Consider the following 16931-nt stretch of genomic DNA (forward strand, 5'->3'; position numbering starts at 1 on the left):
CCCATTACTTCGGCGGCAGATACAGCAGCGGGTCGACCGGCTTGCCGTTGTAGCGAATCTCGAAGTGCAACATGTCGCGGGCCGCGCCGCTGTGGCCCATCTCGGCGATCTGCTGGCCGGCCTTGACGTTCTGGCCCTCGTTGACCAGGCGCTTGCGGTTGTGGCCATAGGCCGACAGCCACTGTTCGTTGTGCTTGACGATGATCAGTTCGCCATAGCCGACCAGGCCGGCGCCGGAATAGACCACCACGCCGTCGGCCGCGGCGCGCACCGCTTCGCCGTTGCTGCCGCCGATGTCGATGCCTTGCTTGGTCGCCTCGCCGCCGACGAAACGGCTGACCACCACGCCATCGGCCGGCCAACGCCAGGAGAAGCCGCTGCTGACCGGCGCCGGGGCCGGCACAGACGGCGGCCGGGCCGCGGCGCCAGCACCAGCGCCGGATGTCGGCGGCGGCGTCACCGGACCGCTACCCGGTCGTGCGGCCACTGCCCCACCCGGCGGATACAGCTTCAGCGACTGCCCCGGATAGATGGTGTATGGCGGCTGCAAGCCGTTCCAGCCGGCCAGGTCCTGCGGCGTGATGTTGTTGGCGCGGGCGATCGCGTACAGCGTGTCGCCGCGGCGCACGGTGGCGCTGACGCCGGGCTTGGGCACGGAGACCCGCGGCGCCGAAGCTGCAGCGCTGCCGCGCACGGGAGTACCGCCGGGCGTGCGTACCACCGTGGCGCTGCTGCAGGCGCCGAGCGCCACTGCGACCAGCATACCCAGGCCGCAACGCAGGCCGTTCCGCACCACCCGATCGACGCTCATCCGACCTTCGCTCTCCATATGACCCACACCACCAGCAACGCCAGGATCGCCGAGGCAACCCAGCCGAGCGGCTCGATCCAGCGGCGCAACGCGGCTTCCGCGCGCGGCCCGCCGAGGCGGATCGCCCCGGCCACCAGGTACACGCGCTTGCCGCGCCCCACCAGCATGCTCGCCAGGAACGGTAGCAGCGGCACTCCCACGATGCCTGAGGCCCAGGTGAATATCTTCAGCGGGATCGGGGTGAAACCGGCCAGCACCAGCAGCCAGAAGGCGCGCCACGGCGACTCGGCGATGACCTCGCGCAGGTGGTTCACCTGCGCATCGATCTTCTGCGTCCAGCCCAGCCATTCGATCAGCGGCTGCACCGCGGCGAAGGCGAAATGACCGAGCAGGTAGCCGATCACCGCGCCGGCCAGCGAGCCGGCCAGGCTCAGTGTGGCGAACCACAGCGCGCGGCGCGGCTGCGCCAGCGACATCGGCGCCAGCATCACCTCCGGCGGCACCGGGAACACGATGGCCTCGGCGAAACTGAGCCCGGTCAGCAAGGCCGGCGCGCGGCGATGCCGCGACCAGCTGATGGCACGTTCGTACAACGGCCCGAAAATCTTCATCCAGTGCGGCTCCGAAAGGTCAATCCAGCATGCCCGACAGCAACGGGACGAAGGTCACCGGCGCCAGGACGTCTTGTTCGATCTGGCCGTCGGCAGCGCGGCGCAGGCGGATCAGCGATTGCGCGGACGGGCCGCCGACCGGCGCCACCAGGCAGCCACCCGGGGCCAGCTGCTCGACCAGGGCATCGACCAGCGCCGGTGCCGCGGCGGTGACCACGATCGCATCGAAGGGGCCGTGCTCGGGCCAGCCGATGCGGCCGTCGTCGTGCTTGCTGCGCACGTTCATGCCGAGCTGGCGGAAGCGCTTGCGCGCCTGCCGCAGCAGGTCGCCGATGCGCTCGACGGTATGCACCTCCAGGCCCAGCGCGGCCAGGATCGCCGCCTGGTAGCCGGAGCCGGTGCCGACTTCCAGCACCTTTTTCGGCGCCGCTTCCAGCACCGTTTCGGTCATGCGCGCCACCACCCACGGTTGCGAGATGGTCTGGCCATGGCCGATCGGCAGCGCGGTGTCCTCGTAGGCGCGCGAGGCCAGCGCCTCGTCGATGAACAGATGCCGCGGCACGGTGCGCACGGCGTTGAGCACGCTCTCGTCGCGGATGCCGGCCTCGCGCAGGCGCTCGACCAGGCGGTCGCGCACGCGCTGCGAGGTCATGCCGATGCCGATGGCCTCCGGCTGCAGGCGCAACCGCGGAGTCATGCCGGGCGATCCAGCGCGGCGGTCAGGCCGCCGACCCAACTGGCGACCTTTTCCAACGCCTGGTAGCGGGTCAGATCGACCTGGATCGGGGTGATCGAGATGAAACCGGTGCGCACCGCATGGAAGTCGGTGCCGGGACCGGCGTCCTGCTCGCGCCCGGCCGGGCCGATCCAGTACACGGTGCCGCCGCGCGGGTCGGTCTGCGGCAGGCAGGGTTCGGAGCGGTGGCGATTGCCCAGCCGGGTGACCTCGAAGCCCTTGATCTCCTGCCACGGCAGGTCGGGCACGTTGACGTTGAGGATGGTGTCGGCGGGCAGCGGATCGGCCTTGAGCTGCGCCACGATCTCCACCGCCGCGCGCGCGGCGGTCTGGAAATGCTTGGGTTCGTGGTTGTGGGTGACCAGCGACACCGCCACCGCGGGCAGGCCGAGGAAGCGGCCTTCCATCGCCGCCGAGACGGTGCCGGAGTAGATCACGTCGTCGCCGAGATTGGCGGAATTGTTGATGCCGGAGACCACGATGTCCGGATCGAACTCCAGCATGCCGGTGAGCGCCAGATGCACGCAATCGGTCGGGGTACCGGCGACGCTGCAGGTGTAATGGTCGATGCGCTTGAGCCGGATCGGCAGATCCAGGGTCAGCGAATTGCTGGCGCCGGACCGGTCGCGGTCGGGTGCGACCACGGTCACTTCGTGGCCGGCGCCGCGCAACTGCTCGGCCAGCATGCGAATGCCGGGGGCGTCGACGCCGTCGTCGTTGCTCACTAATACGCGCATGGTGCTCCTCGAAAACCGGTGCATGATACCGGATGCGTCCGGTCAGGTCGCTGACGGCGAGCCGGCGCTCGCGGCGTTGACCTTCGCGCGGGACGCTGTAGGCGTAGCGCTTGGCGATCCCGACGCGACTACTGCGCGCAGGCAAGGCTGCGGCACCCGACGTGCAGGTGCTGGCGACGACGCCGCACTCACCTCAAACCGTGCGGCACGTTCTAAGCTGTGCGCATGGCGCATTCCGACGACGAAGACCCCGCCGCGCTGTTCCGCGCGGCCATCGGCAAGGTGGCCCCGCTCAACGCGACGCCGCCAGCCAATGCCAAGCCGCGCCCCAAGCCGCGCGCGCGCATGGCCGAGCGCGACGACGCCGAGGCGCAGGGCGAATTCCAGCGCCTGCTGCGCGATGCCGCACCGCTGGAAGCCGGCGATGTCGCCAGCTACCGGCGCGAGCACCTGCCGGCACGGGTGTTCCAGCGCCTGCGCAAGGGCCAGTTCTCGGCCCAGGACGAACTGGACCTGCACGGCGCCACTGCGGCGCAGGCCGAGGCGCTGCTGCGCCAGTTCCTGGCCGAGGCGCACGCGCACGAGTTCGGCTGCGTGCGGATCGTGCACGGCAAGGGCCTGCAATCCGGGGGCGTACCGCTGCTGAAGAACCTGGTGGACCGCCTGCTGCGCCAGCGCAACGACGTGCTGGCCTTCCATTCGGCGCCCACCGCGCAAGGCGGCACCGGCGCGATGCTGGTGCTGCTGGCGCGGCGCTGAGCGGCACGCAGTCCCGGGCATAAAGGCGCTCGGCCCGGGGAAGCAAACTGCGCACCGGCCAAGATCGCGGGCGCCGGATCGTCTCTACGCGAATCCTGCACCGCGCACTGACCTGTAAGGCCCGTGTAGGAGCGGCTTCAGCCGCGACCGGCGTGAACGGGAAAGCCCCGTCGCGGCTGAAGCCGCTCCTACGTCAGCGCATGCACGTGATGTCACGCGCACCCACGCCCCGCCCGACCCCGGCCCGGTCGGGCCAGGACGCCGGTTGCACGACCGACCACTTCCCATACGGGTGCATTTCAATTTTCGCGCGCTGAAACGTCTTGTCAGAGAGTACCGCCCCTCTGCGAGCCGAACGTGACCGAAGCAACCACCGACTTCTTCCTGCAACCCACTGATCTGGTGGACGTTTCGGCGGGTGCCGCCGCGTTCGAAACGATGTCGACTCCCCTGGCCCGGCCGGCGCCGTCGCCGTCCCGGTCGAGCGGCACGACCGCACCGCCCCGCTGGTGGCCGCTGTTCCTGGCGTCGTTTCAGGGGCGGACCGACTGGCACGGCAACCGCCTGCAGCGCGGGATCAAGGCGGCCAAGTACCTGCTGCGTGCATTGAGCATGCCGACCGAGCACGGCCGTTTCCTCGACGCACTGCGCCGCGACCCGCGGATGCGCGGCTACGCCGAGCGCGATCCGCGCCTGCTCGAGCGCCACCTGCACCGTTTCGTCAACACCCGCTGGAGCAGCGCGGAGCGGTTGCGTCACCTCCGGCAGCACTATCGACTGATGCTCGATCGCCTGCCCGCCGCGTTGTTCGATGCCATCTACCGGCAAGGCCAGGCGGACCTGGGGACGCTGCCATTGCAAGATGGCAGCGCGCTGACGTTGTCCCTGCTGCCGCCGGCGCCGATGAGTTGCGAGGGCGAACTGTGGCTGCAGCTCAGCGACACGGCGCGGCGCCCGCTGTATCGCCTGGTGCTGACCGTGACCAGTGACGACGCCCATCCGACTGTGCTGATCGGCTGCCTGCAAGGCCCCAGCGGCGGCGATGCCCGGGACGTGGTGCGGACACTCACCAAGCAGATGCATGGGCTGCGCCCCAAGCAACTGATGCTGGCGCTGGCCTATGCCTTCGCCGAGCGCATCGGTGCGCGCGGTATCCGCGCCATCGGCAATGCGGCGCATCCACTGCAGCGCAAGCGGCAGGTGTTCCTGGCCGACTACGACGCGTTCTGGACCGAACAGGGCGCCGCACCCGGCGCCGACGGCTGGTTCGAGCTGCCGCCGACACCACCACGCAAGAGCGTGGCGGACGTACCCAGCCAGCACCGCTCGGCGTTTCGCCGCCGCGAGGCGTTGCGGGCGCATGCGGAAGGTCTGCTGGCCGCGGCGCTGCCGGCCACCTGCGGTGCGGCGTCGCGTGACGGCCAGTGAGCCTGGCTATACTGCCGCGGCCGCTTCCTTCCAGGAACACCAGCAGTCGTGAGCCGGGCCGAGCACACCGAGGGCGCGCCGTCGCCGGAGCAGGCGCCTGCGCACCACGTCGACGCGTTGTTCAAGGAACATCACCGCGCCCTGCTCGCCTTCCTGCACTGCAAGCTCGGCTCGATGGCGGACGCGCAGGACGTGGCGCAGGAGGCGTACATGCGCATCATGACGCTTGAGCGCCAGGACGCGCTGGCATCGCCGCGCGCGTACCTGTTCCATGTCGCCTCCAACCTGGCGGTGGACCGGCTGCGCATGCGCAAGGTTCGCGAGCATGCGGCCGTGGAGCTGCCGGAGCACGACCTGCCGCTACCGCCGATTCCGGAGCGGCACGCCACGGCCAGCGAGCAGTTGCGCGAGCTGACCCAGGCACTGAAGGAACTTCCCACCAAGACCAGCCGCGCCTTCGTGCTGCACGTGATCGAAGGCAAGGACTTCAGCATGATCGCCAAGGCGATGAACGTGAGCGAACGGATGGTCCGCTACCATGTGGCCAACGCGCTCGCGCATTGCCGCAAACGCTTCGACGAAGCGGAGATTCCGTAATGGACAGCGGCATCGACCAACACATCCTCGAGGACGCCGCGCGCTGGTGGACCCTGCTGCGCGAACCCGACGGCAACGAGGACACTATCGCGCGCTGGCTGGACTGGACCGCGGCCGACCCGCGGCATCTGCAGGCATTCGAACGGATCAACGCGCTGGGCGGCGACCTGGCAACGCTGGACGCAGCCGCGCGGGACCAGGTGGTACGCCAGTTCGCGCCGCCGCGCTCGCGCTGGCGGCCGCTGCAGGTGGCGGCCTGCGTGGGCGTGCTCGCGCTCGGCGGTGCCCTGGCCTGGCGGCAGCTGAGCACGCCGCCGGTCACCCAGGTCTACAGCAGCGCGACCAACCGCCACCGGGACATCGTGCTGGCGGACGGCTCGAAGATCGCGCTCGGCGGTGCGTCGCGGCTGAGCACCCGGTTCAGCGCCGCGCAGCGCCACGTGGACCTGATCGCCGGCGAGGCCTTCTTCGACGTGGCGCATCACGCCGGGCGTCCGTTCGTGGTCGACGCCGGCGGCGTGTCGATCCTGGACGTGGGCACCGCCTTCGATGTCAGCCGCGACGGCAACCGCGTCGAGGTCGCGGTCACCGAAGGACGGGTTCGCATCTACGGCGCCGGCCAGGTGCCGGCCGACGGCCGCGGCGGGCTGGAAGCGGTGGCCGGGCAGCGGGTGTCCTACGATCCGGCCAAGCCGGCCCTGCAGGTCAGCCGGATCGACGTGGAGCAGGCCACCGCCTGGCGCGATCACCGGCTGGAATTCGTCGATACGCCGCTGGACACGGTGATCGCCAGAATCAACCGCTACAGCGACCGGCCGCTGCGCCTGGCCGACCCGGCGCTTGCGCGGCTGAACTTCACCGGCACCGTCGACACCCGGGCGACCGCGCAGTGGATCGAGGCCTTGCCGCAGGTCTTTCCGCTGCAGGTGCATCAAGGCAAGGACGAGATCGTGCTGAGCCGCCGTTAGGCGATGCGGGTCCCTCCCCCGGACCCGCCGAGGCGGTGGCCGCGCCGGCCCTGCACCGTGTCGGCGATGCCGCGCATGGCATAATTCGCGCTTCCGCTGGGGGGCGACGGGCAGTGCGTGGGCTGAGGCGACTGATCATCTGCGGCAGCCTGGCACTGCAGCTCGTACCCTGGAACCGTGCCCTCGCCGCCCCGGCGTCCGAGGCACGGCAGATCGCCTTCTCGATCCCGCCGCAGGCGCTGTCCACGGCGCTGATCGCGTACGGCAAGCAGGCCAACGTGCAGGTGCTCACCGCCAGCCCGACCCTGGCCGGGCTGCGCAGCGACGGGCTGCAAGGCGTCTTCACCCCGGACGCGGCGCTGCAGCGCCTGCTGCAGTCGAGCGGCCTCGCGTACCGCGTGCTCGATGCGAACACCGTGGCCATCACGCCCGCCGCGCCGGCGCCGGCCGACCCTGCCGATGCCGCCGATGCGCAGCGCGCCGGCACGCCGCCCAAGCTGCTGGAACAGGTCGATGCCGCGGCGCTGAGCGAGCGCGCCATGGGCGACGTGCCCGCGTACGCCAGCGACGCGCTGCGCTATGCCGCCGACGCCATCGCGGTGCCGCAGTCGGTGAACGTGGTCGCCCCGCATCTGTTGGCCTCGCAACAGGTGCGCACCGTCGCCGACGCCCTGCGCAACGTGGCCAGCGTGCAGCAGATCGAAAACCCGTTGCGCGCGCCGCTGTTCAAGATCCGCGGCATCTACACCGGCAACGGCATGACCGACGGGATGCCGAACAGCTTCGTCGGGATCGGCGGCTATCCGCCGATGATCGGCGTGGAGCGGGTCGAGGTGCTCAAGGGCCCGGAATCGATCCTCGGCGACAGCAACGGCGGCGACATGAGCGGACTGATCAATGTCGTCACCAAGCAGCCGCTGCGCAGGCCACAGCGCGAACTGAGCTACGTCCTCGGCGACCGCGGCGACGTGCAGGCCGGGCTCGATGCGACCGGGCCGATCGGCGCCACGCCGCTGAGCTACCGGCTCGTCGTCTCCGGCCAGCATGCGGACTCGACCGCGCAAGGCTACGGCCCACGCAACGCCGCCTACCTGGCGCCGTCCATCGCCTGGCAGGGCGACGACAACCGTCTGGTGCTCGGCATGCAGCGCGTGACCGACCGCGAGCCGGCCGCCGACCACGCACTGCTGCTGCGCAACCGCGTCTCGGCGATGACGCCCCGGACCTTGCGTCTCGGCAATCCGCAGGACCACACCGCCTACCGCACCCAGCGCGCCTACTACCTGTTCGACCAGCGGCTCAGCGACCGCTGGCAACTGCGCAGCCGCGGGCAGTACGTGCACCAGGCGGTCGACGCGCGCAACTGGGGCATGTTGTCGCCTTCGCCGACCGGCCTTGTCCGTGCCTATGCCGAGGCCTATCGCAACGAAACGGCGTACTACACCGTGCAGAACGACCTGGTCGGCAGCTTCGGCGACGGGCCGCTGCGGCAGACCGTGACCCTGGGCGTGGACTACACGCGCGCACGCCTGGGCAGCAGCGATTACTTCATCCGGATGCACCGCAACCGCTACGACGTCTTCGGCAACGAGCGGCTAGGGCCGGTGCACTGGCCGCATTCGCAACGCGGGATCCTGCATTACCCCGGCAGCCCCTGGTCGAGCCGCAGCGGCCTCCTGCTGCAAGACCAGATCAGCGTGGGCGAACGCTGGGACGTGTTGCTGGCACTGCGCCGCTCCGCGTACGAGATTTCCAACTACGACGCCAAGGGCAAGCTGCGCCAGTTGCGCCGGCGCCGCTGGGTGCCCAACGTCGGCGTGGTCTACAAGCTGAGCCCGGAGGCGTCGCTGTACGCCAGCACCATGAACGGCTTCGCGCCGAGCGCGGTGCTCGGCAGGAACGGCCGGCCGCTGCCGCCCGCGTTGTCGCGACAGGTGGAAGTGGGGGCGAAGGTCGATCTGTTCGACCACCGCGCCCGGCTCAACGTCGCGTATTACCAGATCACCGTCGACCGCAGCTTCGATCTGGTGCTTGCGCATCCGTCGTATTTCGCCAAGCCGATCGACAGCCAAAGCAACCACGGGCTCGACCTGGATTTCGTCGGCGCGCTCGCCCCCGGCCTGGAATTGAGCAGCAGCCTGGCGCTAGCCCGCATCGGCCGGCGCGACGGCACGCCCACCACCGGCGTTCCGCGCACGCGCTTCACCCTATGGAGCAGTTATCAGTTCCAGGACAGCCGCTGGAGCGGCTGGGGCGTGGCCGGCGGCATCCTGGCGCGCGATCACACCCTCGGCCGACGCCTGGCCGGCGGCTACTTCAAGATCCCAGGGCAGGCCAGCGTGGACGCGAACGTGTCCTACCACACCGAGACCTGGGGCGTGACCGTGGGCCTGCGCAACGTCTTCGACCGGCGACTGTATGCCGACGAGTTCGACGAGACCTTCGTGCCGCTAGCGGACGGCCGCAGCCTGCTCCTGAGCGGCGCCTACCGGTTCTAGCGCGCATCGCAGGACTTGCGTGCCGCGCTCAGGCCTCGGTGGACGCCTGCGGCGCCTCCTCGACCTGACCGAGTTCGTGCAGCAGCGCCGTGGCGTAGCTGCCCGGCGGCAACGCGAAGCGCAGCTCCAGCGCGTCGCCCTGCCCGTCGAGCCAGCGCCACTGCAGGTCCGCCACACGCAGGCGCGTCGCCCGTCGCTCCTGTTTCAGCCCCTCGCGCTCCAGACCGTCACGCAGGCGCAGCGCGACCGCCTCGTCCAGCGCTGCCAGTTCCAGCGCACGCGCCGCCTCGGCGCTGCGCAGTTCGCCGGCGCCCCACAGCGGCGCGGACGGATGGATGTCGAAGCGCTGCAGACGTTCGGCCAGCGCCTCCGACCACGGCTCCGGACCGAACACGCTGCGGCTGCCATCGAGCATCCACACTTCGCCGTCCAGCGCGCTGTCCCAGTTGCCGGCAGCCACGCGCGCGGCCAGTACACGGTTGAACAGCTCCGAACGGGCCGCCGACAACAGCAGCGAGCGCTGCTCGCGGCGCACCCGGCGGCCACCGAACATCGCCAGCGCGGCGCCGACGTTGCCGCCGTCGCGGCCGAAGCGCTGCTCACCGAACCAGTTTGGAATCCCGCGCGCGGCGATCTGCGCCAGTCGCGCATCGATCGCCTCGCGCTCGCCGCGCACCTCGCGCAGCACCAGCACGAAGCCGTTGCCGGCCAGTGCGCCACGCGGCAGCTTGCGGTTGTGCCAGTGCGACTCCAGCACCTGCAGATCCGCGTCCTGCAGGCTCTCCAGCGCTGGCGCCACGCGCTTGGGCAGATGCACCGAGAAGCGCTGGGTGGTGACCGCATGGCGGTCCTTCATGCCGGCGTAGCCGATCGCCAGTTCCGCCACCCCGGCCCACTGCGCCAGGCGGCGCGCGGCGAAGGCGGTGTTCATGCCGCGCTTGCGCACCGTCAGCAGCAGGTGCTCGCCCTCGCCGCTGGGCGCGAACGCGGGCAGTTCGTCGACCTGGAAATCCTCCGCGCTGCTGCGCATGCGCGCCTGCAACGGCGCGGCGCCGAACGCGCGCGGCAACTCGCTCACAGTGCCACCAACAGGGCCACGGCCTGCGCCGCGATGCCTTCGCCGCGGCCGGTGAAGCCGAGCCTCTCGCTGGTCGTTGCCTTGACGCTGACGCAATCCAGCTCGACCTGCAGCAGCGCCGCCAGGCGTTCGCGCATCGCCTGCGCGTGCGGGCCGACCTTGGGCCGTTCGCAGATCACGGTGACGTCGGCATTGCCCAGGCGCCAGCCGCGCGCATGCAGCAGACCCACGCAGTGATCGAGGAACTGCGCGCTGTCGGCGCCCTTCCAGCGCGGATCGGACGGCGGGAAATGCTGGCCGATGTCGCCCAACGCCAGCGCGCCGAGCAAGGCATCGCAGAGGGCGTGGATCACCACGTCGCCATCGCTGTGGGCGAGCACGCCGCGCTCATGCGCCACGCGGACGCCGCCGAGCATGATGTGGTCGCCCTCGCCGAAGGCATGGACGTCGTAGCCCTGGCCGATGCGGAAGGGAGGAGCGGAAAGGGAATCGTGTGACATGGGAATCCTGTTCGTGGAACGTCGACGCCGTCTGGCGGTCAGACGCCGGGGTGCAGCGTGCACAAGTAAACCGGCAGGGCCTCGGACGCCAACAGCGCGTTGTCTTCCGCGTCCGCTGCGCCACACTGCGGGTTGAGCCAGTCGGCCTGGACGATGCGCTCGGCGATCGCAGGCAACGGCATCTGCCGGATCGGCACACGGAACGGCAGGCGGCCGTGCGCCGACGACACCAGGCTGAAGCGCAGCTGCCGCGCCTGCCCGTCGTGCCAGCAGTAGAAGGTCATCGCCGGCGCCGCCTGCATGCGCAGCGTAGCCTGGCGATGCTCGGCGACCGCATCCACGAACCGCGCCACGCTCGCCACGTCGATCCCCGCGGATCGAGCGTCGCGTGGCGAGAACGCCCTCAGGTTGGCCTGGGCCTCGTGCTGGATGTCGTCGCCATCGATCACGATCGCAGCGTCCGCGGCCTGCTGCAGCCAGGCCTGTGCCACCGAGTCCTCGAACCGCATCAGCCGCTCTGCCGCTGGAACAGTTCGAACTCGAACCGCGCCAGGTCGGCCGGCGTGGTGACCTTGAAATTGTCCTCGGCGCCCTCGACCAGCAGCGGGCGCAGTCCCAGCAACTCCATCGCCATCGCGTCGTCGGTGACCTCGACGCCGGCCGCGGCCGCCTGCTCCAACGCGCGACTCAGCTGCATGCGCCGGAACAGTTGCGGGGTCAGCGCGCGCCACAGGCGCTCGCGCGGTTCGGTGCGGTCGATGCCGCCGTCGTCGCCGGCACGCTTGAGCGTGTCGCGCACCGGCGCGGCCAGGATCGCGCCGACCGGATCGCCGCGCCCCGCCTCCAGCAGCCGGTCCAGGTCGGACAGCGCCAGATTCGGCCGCGCCGCATCGTGCACCAGCACGAAGTCGTCCGCCTTCACCGACTCCGGCAAGGCGTGCAGCGCAGCCAGCACCGAGCCGGCACGGCTGCCGGCGCCCAGGCAGGTCAGCACCGGCTTGCCGGCCAGTTCGGTCCAGCCCGGCCACTGCGCATCGTCCACGCTCAGCGCGACCATCGCCCCGGCCACCGCCGGATGCGCCAGCAGCGCTTCCAATGCATGCGCCAACAACGTGCGCCCGCCCGCCTGCAGGTACTGCTTGGGCGTGGGGCTGCCGAAACGGGTGCCGCGGCCAGCCGCTGGGACCACGGCCCAGACCGTGGCCATCAGGGTTGCTCGCTCGGCGCGGGGGGCGTCGCCTGCTCGCCCGGCACGGTGCCGGCCGAGGCCGGAGGCACCGGCGCGTTTTCGACCACGCGGTAGAACTTTTCGCCCGGTTTGATCATGCCCAGTTCGCTACGCGCGCGCTCCTCGATCGCTGCCTCGCCGTCCTTGAGATCCTTGACCTCGGCGGCGAGCGCGGCGTTGCGTTGCTGCAGTCCTTCGTTGTCGCGCTTCTGGTGCTCGACCTGACTTTCGAGCACCAGCACTTCGCCGGAATTCCCCGGACCGAGCCAGAAGCGGTACTGCAGCCACGCCAGCAGTCCCGCCAGCACCAGCAGCAGCCAGCGCCAGTTGCGCACGGCTTATCGCTTGAGCGAGACGAACGCGTCACGCCCCGCGTAGCGCGCGGCGCTGCCGAGCGCTTCCTCGATGCGCAGCAGCTGGTTGTACTTGGCCACGCGATCGCTGCGGCACAGCGAGCCGGTCTTGATCTGGGTGGCGGTGGTGGCCACGGCGATGTCGGCGATGGTGGTGTCCTCGGTCTCGCCGGAACGGTGCGAGACGATGGCCGCGTAGCCGGCCTTGTCGGCCATGGCGATGGCTTCCAGGGTCTCGGTCAGGGTGCCGATCTGGTTGACCTTGATCAGGATCGCGTTGGCGGTGCCGGACTCGATGCCCTGCTTGAAGATCTTCGGGTTGGTCACGAACAGGTCGTCGCCGACCAGTTGCACCTTGCTGCCGATCCGGTCGGTGAGCAGCTTCCAGCCGGCCCAGTCGTCCTCGGCCAGGCCGTCCTCGATGCTGACGATCGGGTACTGCGCGGCCCAGTCGGCGAGGAAGTCGACGAACTGCTCGCTGGTCAGGCGCTTGCCCTCGCCCACCAGGTGGTACTTGCCGTTGTCGTAGAACTCGCTGGAGGCCACGTCCAGGCCCAGCAGCACGTCCTCACCGGCGGTGTAGCCGGCCTTGCCGATCGCTTCCAGGATGGTATCCAGCGCTTCGACGTTGCTGCGGAAGTCCGGGGCGAAGCCGCCTTCGTCGCCGACCGCAGTGGACAGGCCGTGGCCCTTCAGCACCGACTTCAGCGCGTGGAAGATCTCGGTGCCGGCGCGCAGCGCTTCGGAGAACGAGGCGGCGCCGACCGGCAGCACCATGAATTCCTGGAAATCGACGTTGTTGTCGGCATGCGCACCGCCGTTGATGATGTTCATCATCGGCACCGGCAGCGCCAGGTTGGCGGTATTGCCCGAGGCCAGCGACTGCCACAGCGGCTGCTTGCGCGAGGCGGCAATAGCGTGTGCGTTGGCCAGCGAGACGCCGAGCAGCGCGTTGGCGCCGAGGCGGCCCTTGTTCTCGGTGCCGTCCAGGTCGATCAGGCGGCGGTCCAGGCCCTGCTGGTCGGCGGCGTCGAAGCCTTTCAGCGCGCCGGCGATGGTGGTGTTGACGTTCTCCACCGCCTTGCGCACGCCCTTGCCCAGGTAACGGGTCTTGTCGCCGTCGCGCAGCTCGACCGCTTCCTTGGTGCCGGTGGACGCGCCCGAGGGCACCGCGGCACGACCGAACGAACCGTCCTCCAGGATGACATCGGCTTCCAGCGTGGGATTGCCGCGGCTGTCGAGGATTTCACGGGCGTGGATGCTGCGGATCGTACTCATGGGCGGGCCGGTTACCTGTAGGAAGAGGGGGGAAACGAATGCCGACTGATTATCCCCGGCCGCCCGTTGCTTGCCAAATGCCGCCTCAGCCAAGGCGCACCGCGCCCAGCGGGATCCCGCCGAGGAACAGCAGGATCAGGACCAGCATCGCCAGCAGCAGGCCGGCGGCGATGCCGGCCAGGGCGCGGCCGCGCCGCAGCGCCCAGCCCAGTGCGGCGGCGATCAGGGTGCCGAGCGCGGCGACCGCCAGCACCAGCAGGCCGCCGACGATCCAGGGCTGCATGGCCAGGATGCCGTGATCGCCGTCGCCGGGCGCGCCGATCGCGCGCCTGAACGCGAACAGCACCACGCCCAACGCCGCCCAGGACAGCAGCGACAGCAACAGCGCACACAGCCCCCAGGAGCGGGAGCGGATCTGGCCGCGCGGGCTCATCTGCATCCCACTGCGCCAGGACGCGTCCGGCAGGACACTTCCCGCCAGGCGTCGCACGGATGCCGCGGCTGCAACCGGGGTCTCACGCGAAGCGCGAGAACCCGTGCTTCTTGGTGACCGCGTCCAATTCCATCAGCGTTTCCAGCAGCGCTTCCATCTGGTCCAGCGGCCATGCGTTGGGGCCATCGGACAGCGCCTTGGACGGGTCCGGGTGGGTCTCGGCGAACAGGCCGGCCACGCCCACGGCCACCGCCGCGCGTGCCAGCACCGGCACGAACTCGCGCTGGCCACCGGAACTGCCGCCCTGCCCGCCCGGCAACTGCACCGAATGGGTGGCGTCGAACACCACCGGGCAGCCGGTCTCGCGCATCACGCTCAGCGAGCGCATGTCGCTGACCAGGTTGTTGTAGCCGAAGCTGGCGCCGCGCTCGCAGACCATGATCTGCTCGTTGCCGGTGGACTTGGCCTTGTCCACCACCGGCTTCATGTCCCAAGGCGACAGGAACTGGCCCTTCTTGATGTTGACCGGCTTGCCGGCGGCGCACACGTTCTTGATGAAATCGGTCTGTCGCACCAGAAACGCCGGAGTCTGCAGCACGTCCACCACCGCCGCCACCTCGTGCATCGGCGTGTACTCGTGAACGTCGGTCAGCACCGGCACGCCGATCTGCGTCTTCACCGCCTCCAGCACCTTCAGCCCTTCTTCCAGGCCCGGGCCGCGGAAGCTGGTGCCGGAGGTGCGGTTGGCCTTGTCGAAGCTGGACTTGAAGATGAAGTTGATGCCCAGCCGGCCGGTGATCTCCTTGAGCCTGCCGGCGACGTCGAGCTGCAGCTGCATCGACTCGATCACGCACGGGCCGGCGATCAGGAACAACGGCTGGTCCAGGCCAACGTCGAAGCCACACAGTTTCATTGGATCACCTATCGGTTGAGCGACGCCCAGTCGGGCGCGAGATTGGGGCGAGATTACTCCCCTCTGCCATCGGCAGGGGGTCGGGGTGAGAGTCCGGACGAAGCCCCTGGAATCAAGCCCCTCTCCCGCCGGGAGAGGGGTTGGGGTGAGGGTGCGGGCGAAGCCTAGGGAACTCAAACTGCACAAGGCTTCGCACGCACCCTCATCCGGCGCTGCGCGCCACCTTCTCCCGAAGGGAGAAGGAAGTTACGCGCGCGCTTCCTTCAACAGCTTGCCGCCAGCCTTGCGCTCGCGCGCAGCCCGCACGAAGCCGATGAACAGCGGGTGGCCATCGCGCGGCGTGGACAGGAACTCCGGGTGCGCCTGGCAGGCCAGGAACCACGGGTGCGTCTCGCGCGGCAGCTCCACCATCTCCACCAGGGTGTCGTCCATCGACTTGGCGGCGATCACCAGGCCGGCGTCCTCCAGCTGGGTGCGGTAGCGGTTGTTGAACTCGTAGCGGTGGCGATGGCGCTCGGCCACCACGTCCTTGCCGTACAGCTCGCGCGCCAAGGTGCCCGGCTTGAGCCGCTGCTCCTGCAGGCCCAGGCGCATGGTGCCACCGAGGTCGGACTTCTCGTCGCGCTTCTCGACATCGCCGCTGGCGGTGCGCCATTCGGTGATCAGGCCGATCACCGGGTACGGCGACTGCCGGTCGTTCTCGGTGCTGTTGGCCGCATCCAGTCCGGCCACATGCCGCGCATAGTCGACCACCGCCGCCTGCATGCCGTAGCAGATGCCGAAATACGGCACGCCATGCTGGCGCGCGTAGCGCGAGGTCAGCACCTTGCCTTCGAAGCCGCGGTCGCCGAAGCCGCCCGGCACCAGGATGCCGTCCACGTCGGCCAGCGCCGCCATGTCGCTGCCTTCCAAGTCCTGCGCTTCCAGCCACTTCAGGTTGACCTTGGTGCGCTGGCGCAGGCCGCCGTGCTTGAGCGCCTCGCCGACCGACTTGTAGGCGTCCTGGTGGTCCACGTACTTGCCGACCACGGCGATGGTGACCTCGTCGAGCGGATGCTTGATCGCGTCGACCACCGCTTCCCACTCCGACAGGTTGGCCGCGCCGACCTTGTCGCGCAGCTTGAACTGCTCGATGACGATCTCGTCCAGGCCCTGCCGATGCAGCTCCAGCGGCATGCCGTAGAGCACGTCGATGTCGGCGGCGCTGATCACTGCGCGCTCGGAGACGTTGGTGAACAGCGCGATCTTGCGCCGCTCCGAATCCGGGATCGCCTGCTCCGAGCGGCACAGCAGCACGTCCGGCTGGATGCCGATCGAGCGCAGTTCCTTGACCGAATGCTGGGTCGGCTTGGTCTTCAGCTCGCCGGCCGCGGCGATGTACGGCACCAGAGTCAGGTGCATGAACATGGCCTTCTCGGCGCCGCGCTCGGTACGCACCTGACGGATCGCTTCCAGGAACGGCAGCGACTCGATATCGCCGACGGTGCCGCCGATCTCGACCAGGGCCACGTCGTAGCCGGCGGTGGCTTCATCCACACAGCGACGGATCTCGTCGGTGATGTGCGGAATCACCTGCACGGTGGCGCCGAGGTAGTCGCCGCGGCGCTCCTTGCGGATCACGTTCTCGTAGATGCGCCCGGTGGTGACCGAATTCTTGCGCGACAGCCGCGTGCGCACGAAGCGCTCGTAATGCCCCAGGTCCAGGTCGGTCTCGGCGCCGTCGTCGGTGACGTACACCTCGCCGTGCTGGAACGGGCTCATCGTGCCCGGGTCGACGTTGATATAGGGGTCCAGCTTCATCATCGTGACCGACAGGCCACGTGCTTCGAGAATGGACGCAAGCGAAGCGGCCGCGATGCCCTTGCCAAGCGAGGACACTACGCCGCCGGTAACGAAGATCAGGGGGGTCATGGCTCAAAGGCCTCCCGGAAAGCCATAGTTTAACGGGTGAAGCGGATTTGCCCAAGCGCTTTCGCGCAACAGCCGCCCCACAAAAAAGCGAC

General features: G+C 69.6%; 18 protein-coding genes. 5 read left to right on the forward strand and 13 right to left on the reverse strand.

What is annotated here, in order from left to right; all coding sequences use genetic code 11:
* Positions 1–4: 4 nt before the first annotated feature.
* Genes GGR64_RS00130 through surE form a run of 4 tightly spaced genes read right to left on the reverse strand, consistent with a single transcriptional unit; the run spans position 5 to position 2895 of the window.
* The gene (locus GGR64_RS00130) at positions 5–811 is read right to left on the reverse strand and encodes a peptidoglycan DD-metalloendopeptidase family protein (protein ID WP_184643218.1); all 807 of its coding nucleotides are present in this window, start codon (positions 809–811) and stop codon (positions 5–7) included.
* Positions 808–1422: a YqaA family protein gene (locus GGR64_RS00135; RefSeq protein WP_160964919.1), complete on the reverse strand. Its 615-nt coding sequence runs from the start codon at positions 1420–1422 to the stop codon at positions 808–810. The genes GGR64_RS00130 and GGR64_RS00135 overlap by 4 nt, the downstream gene beginning before the upstream one ends.
* Before the next feature lie 19 nt (positions 1423–1441).
* Positions 1442–2119 (reverse strand): protein-L-isoaspartate(D-aspartate) O-methyltransferase, encoded by a 678-nt coding sequence (locus GGR64_RS00140; RefSeq protein WP_010341528.1) that lies wholly within the window; start codon positions 2117–2119, stop codon positions 1442–1444.
* Positions 2116–2895, reverse strand: coding sequence for a 5'/3'-nucleotidase SurE (gene surE / locus GGR64_RS00145; RefSeq protein WP_160964921.1), 780 nt, complete (start codon positions 2893–2895; stop codon positions 2116–2118). The genes GGR64_RS00140 and surE overlap by 4 nt, the downstream gene beginning before the upstream one ends.
* A 225-nt stretch (positions 2896–3120) precedes the next feature.
* On the opposite strand from surE, the gene GGR64_RS00150 reads away from it, so the two are divergent.
* The 5 genes from GGR64_RS00150 (at position 3121) to GGR64_RS00170 (ending at position 9145) form a co-directional block, all read left to right on the forward strand.
* On the forward strand, positions 3121–3654 hold the full coding sequence (locus tag GGR64_RS00150; RefSeq protein WP_160964923.1) for a Smr/MutS family protein: 534 nt from the start codon (positions 3121–3123) through the stop codon (positions 3652–3654).
* A 357-nt stretch (positions 3655–4011) separates the two neighbouring features.
* The gene (locus tag GGR64_RS00155; protein ID WP_184643220.1) at positions 4012–5082 is read left to right on the forward strand and encodes a DUF535 family protein; all 1071 of its coding nucleotides are present in this window, start codon (positions 4012–4014) and stop codon (positions 5080–5082) included.
* Positions 5083–5130: 48 nt separating this feature from the next.
* A complete protein-coding gene (locus GGR64_RS00160; RefSeq protein WP_184643222.1) occupies positions 5131–5679 on the forward strand; it encodes an RNA polymerase sigma factor in 549 nt (182 codons plus the stop codon).
* Complete coding sequence (locus GGR64_RS00165) at positions 5679–6647, forward strand: FecR domain-containing protein (protein WP_184643224.1); 969 nt, start codon at positions 5679–5681, stop codon at positions 6645–6647. The genes GGR64_RS00160 and GGR64_RS00165 overlap by 1 nt, the downstream gene beginning before the upstream one ends.
* Positions 6648–6760: 113 nt before the next feature.
* Positions 6761–9145, forward strand: coding sequence for a TonB-dependent receptor (locus tag GGR64_RS00170; RefSeq protein WP_326520288.1), 2385 nt, complete (start codon positions 6761–6763; stop codon positions 9143–9145).
* Between the two features lie 28 nt (positions 9146–9173).
* Here the strand turns inward: GGR64_RS00170 and truD are convergent, their stop codons facing one another.
* The 9 genes from truD to GGR64_RS00215 all read right to left on the reverse strand — a co-directional run bounded on the left by truD (position 9174) and on the right by GGR64_RS00215 (position 16839).
* Positions 9174–10223 (reverse strand): tRNA pseudouridine(13) synthase TruD, encoded by a 1050-nt coding sequence (gene truD, locus GGR64_RS00175; protein WP_184643225.1) that lies wholly within the window; start codon positions 10221–10223, stop codon positions 9174–9176.
* Positions 10220–10723 carry a 2-C-methyl-D-erythritol 2,4-cyclodiphosphate synthase gene (gene ispF / locus GGR64_RS00180; protein WP_160964933.1) on the reverse strand — a complete coding sequence of 168 codons (504 nt, stop codon included), beginning with the start codon at positions 10721–10723 and terminating at the stop codon, positions 10220–10222. The genes truD and ispF overlap by 4 nt, the downstream gene beginning before the upstream one ends.
* Positions 10724–10761: 38 nt before the next feature.
* A complete protein-coding gene (locus GGR64_RS00185; RefSeq protein ID WP_184643227.1) occupies positions 10762–11232 on the reverse strand; it encodes a hypothetical protein in 471 nt (156 codons plus the stop codon).
* Positions 11232–11933: a 2-C-methyl-D-erythritol 4-phosphate cytidylyltransferase gene (gene ispD / locus GGR64_RS00190; RefSeq protein ID WP_184644205.1), complete on the reverse strand. Its 702-nt coding sequence runs from the start codon at positions 11931–11933 to the stop codon at positions 11232–11234. Before ispD ends, GGR64_RS00185 begins: the two co-directional genes overlap by 1 nt.
* A complete protein-coding gene (gene ftsB, locus GGR64_RS00195; protein WP_160964937.1) occupies positions 11930–12286 on the reverse strand; it encodes a cell division protein FtsB in 357 nt (118 codons plus the stop codon). Before ftsB ends, ispD begins: the two co-directional genes overlap by 4 nt.
* 3 nt (positions 12287–12289) lie before the next feature.
* On the reverse strand, positions 12290–13582 hold the full coding sequence (eno, locus tag GGR64_RS00200; protein WP_184448523.1) for a phosphopyruvate hydratase: 1293 nt from the start codon (positions 13580–13582) through the stop codon (positions 12290–12292).
* A gap of 85 nt (positions 13583–13667) precedes the next feature.
* Positions 13668–14015 carry a hypothetical protein gene (locus tag GGR64_RS00205; RefSeq protein ID WP_260302415.1) on the reverse strand — a complete coding sequence of 116 codons (348 nt, stop codon included), beginning with the start codon at positions 14013–14015 and terminating at the stop codon, positions 13668–13670.
* 82 nt (positions 14016–14097) lie between these two features.
* Positions 14098–14928: a 3-deoxy-8-phosphooctulonate synthase gene (gene kdsA / locus GGR64_RS00210; protein ID WP_184643229.1), complete on the reverse strand. Its 831-nt coding sequence runs from the start codon at positions 14926–14928 to the stop codon at positions 14098–14100.
* A 246-nt stretch (positions 14929–15174) separates the two neighbouring features.
* Positions 15175–16839 (reverse strand): CTP synthase, encoded by a 1665-nt coding sequence (locus tag GGR64_RS00215; protein WP_019799956.1) that lies wholly within the window; start codon positions 16837–16839, stop codon positions 15175–15177.
* Positions 16840–16931 lie beyond the last annotated feature (92 nt).

The sequence above is a fragment of the Xanthomonas sp. 3307 genome, assembly GCF_014199735.1.
GTDB lineage: Bacteria > Pseudomonadota > Gammaproteobacteria > Xanthomonadales > Xanthomonadaceae > Xanthomonas_A > Xanthomonas_A rydalmerensis.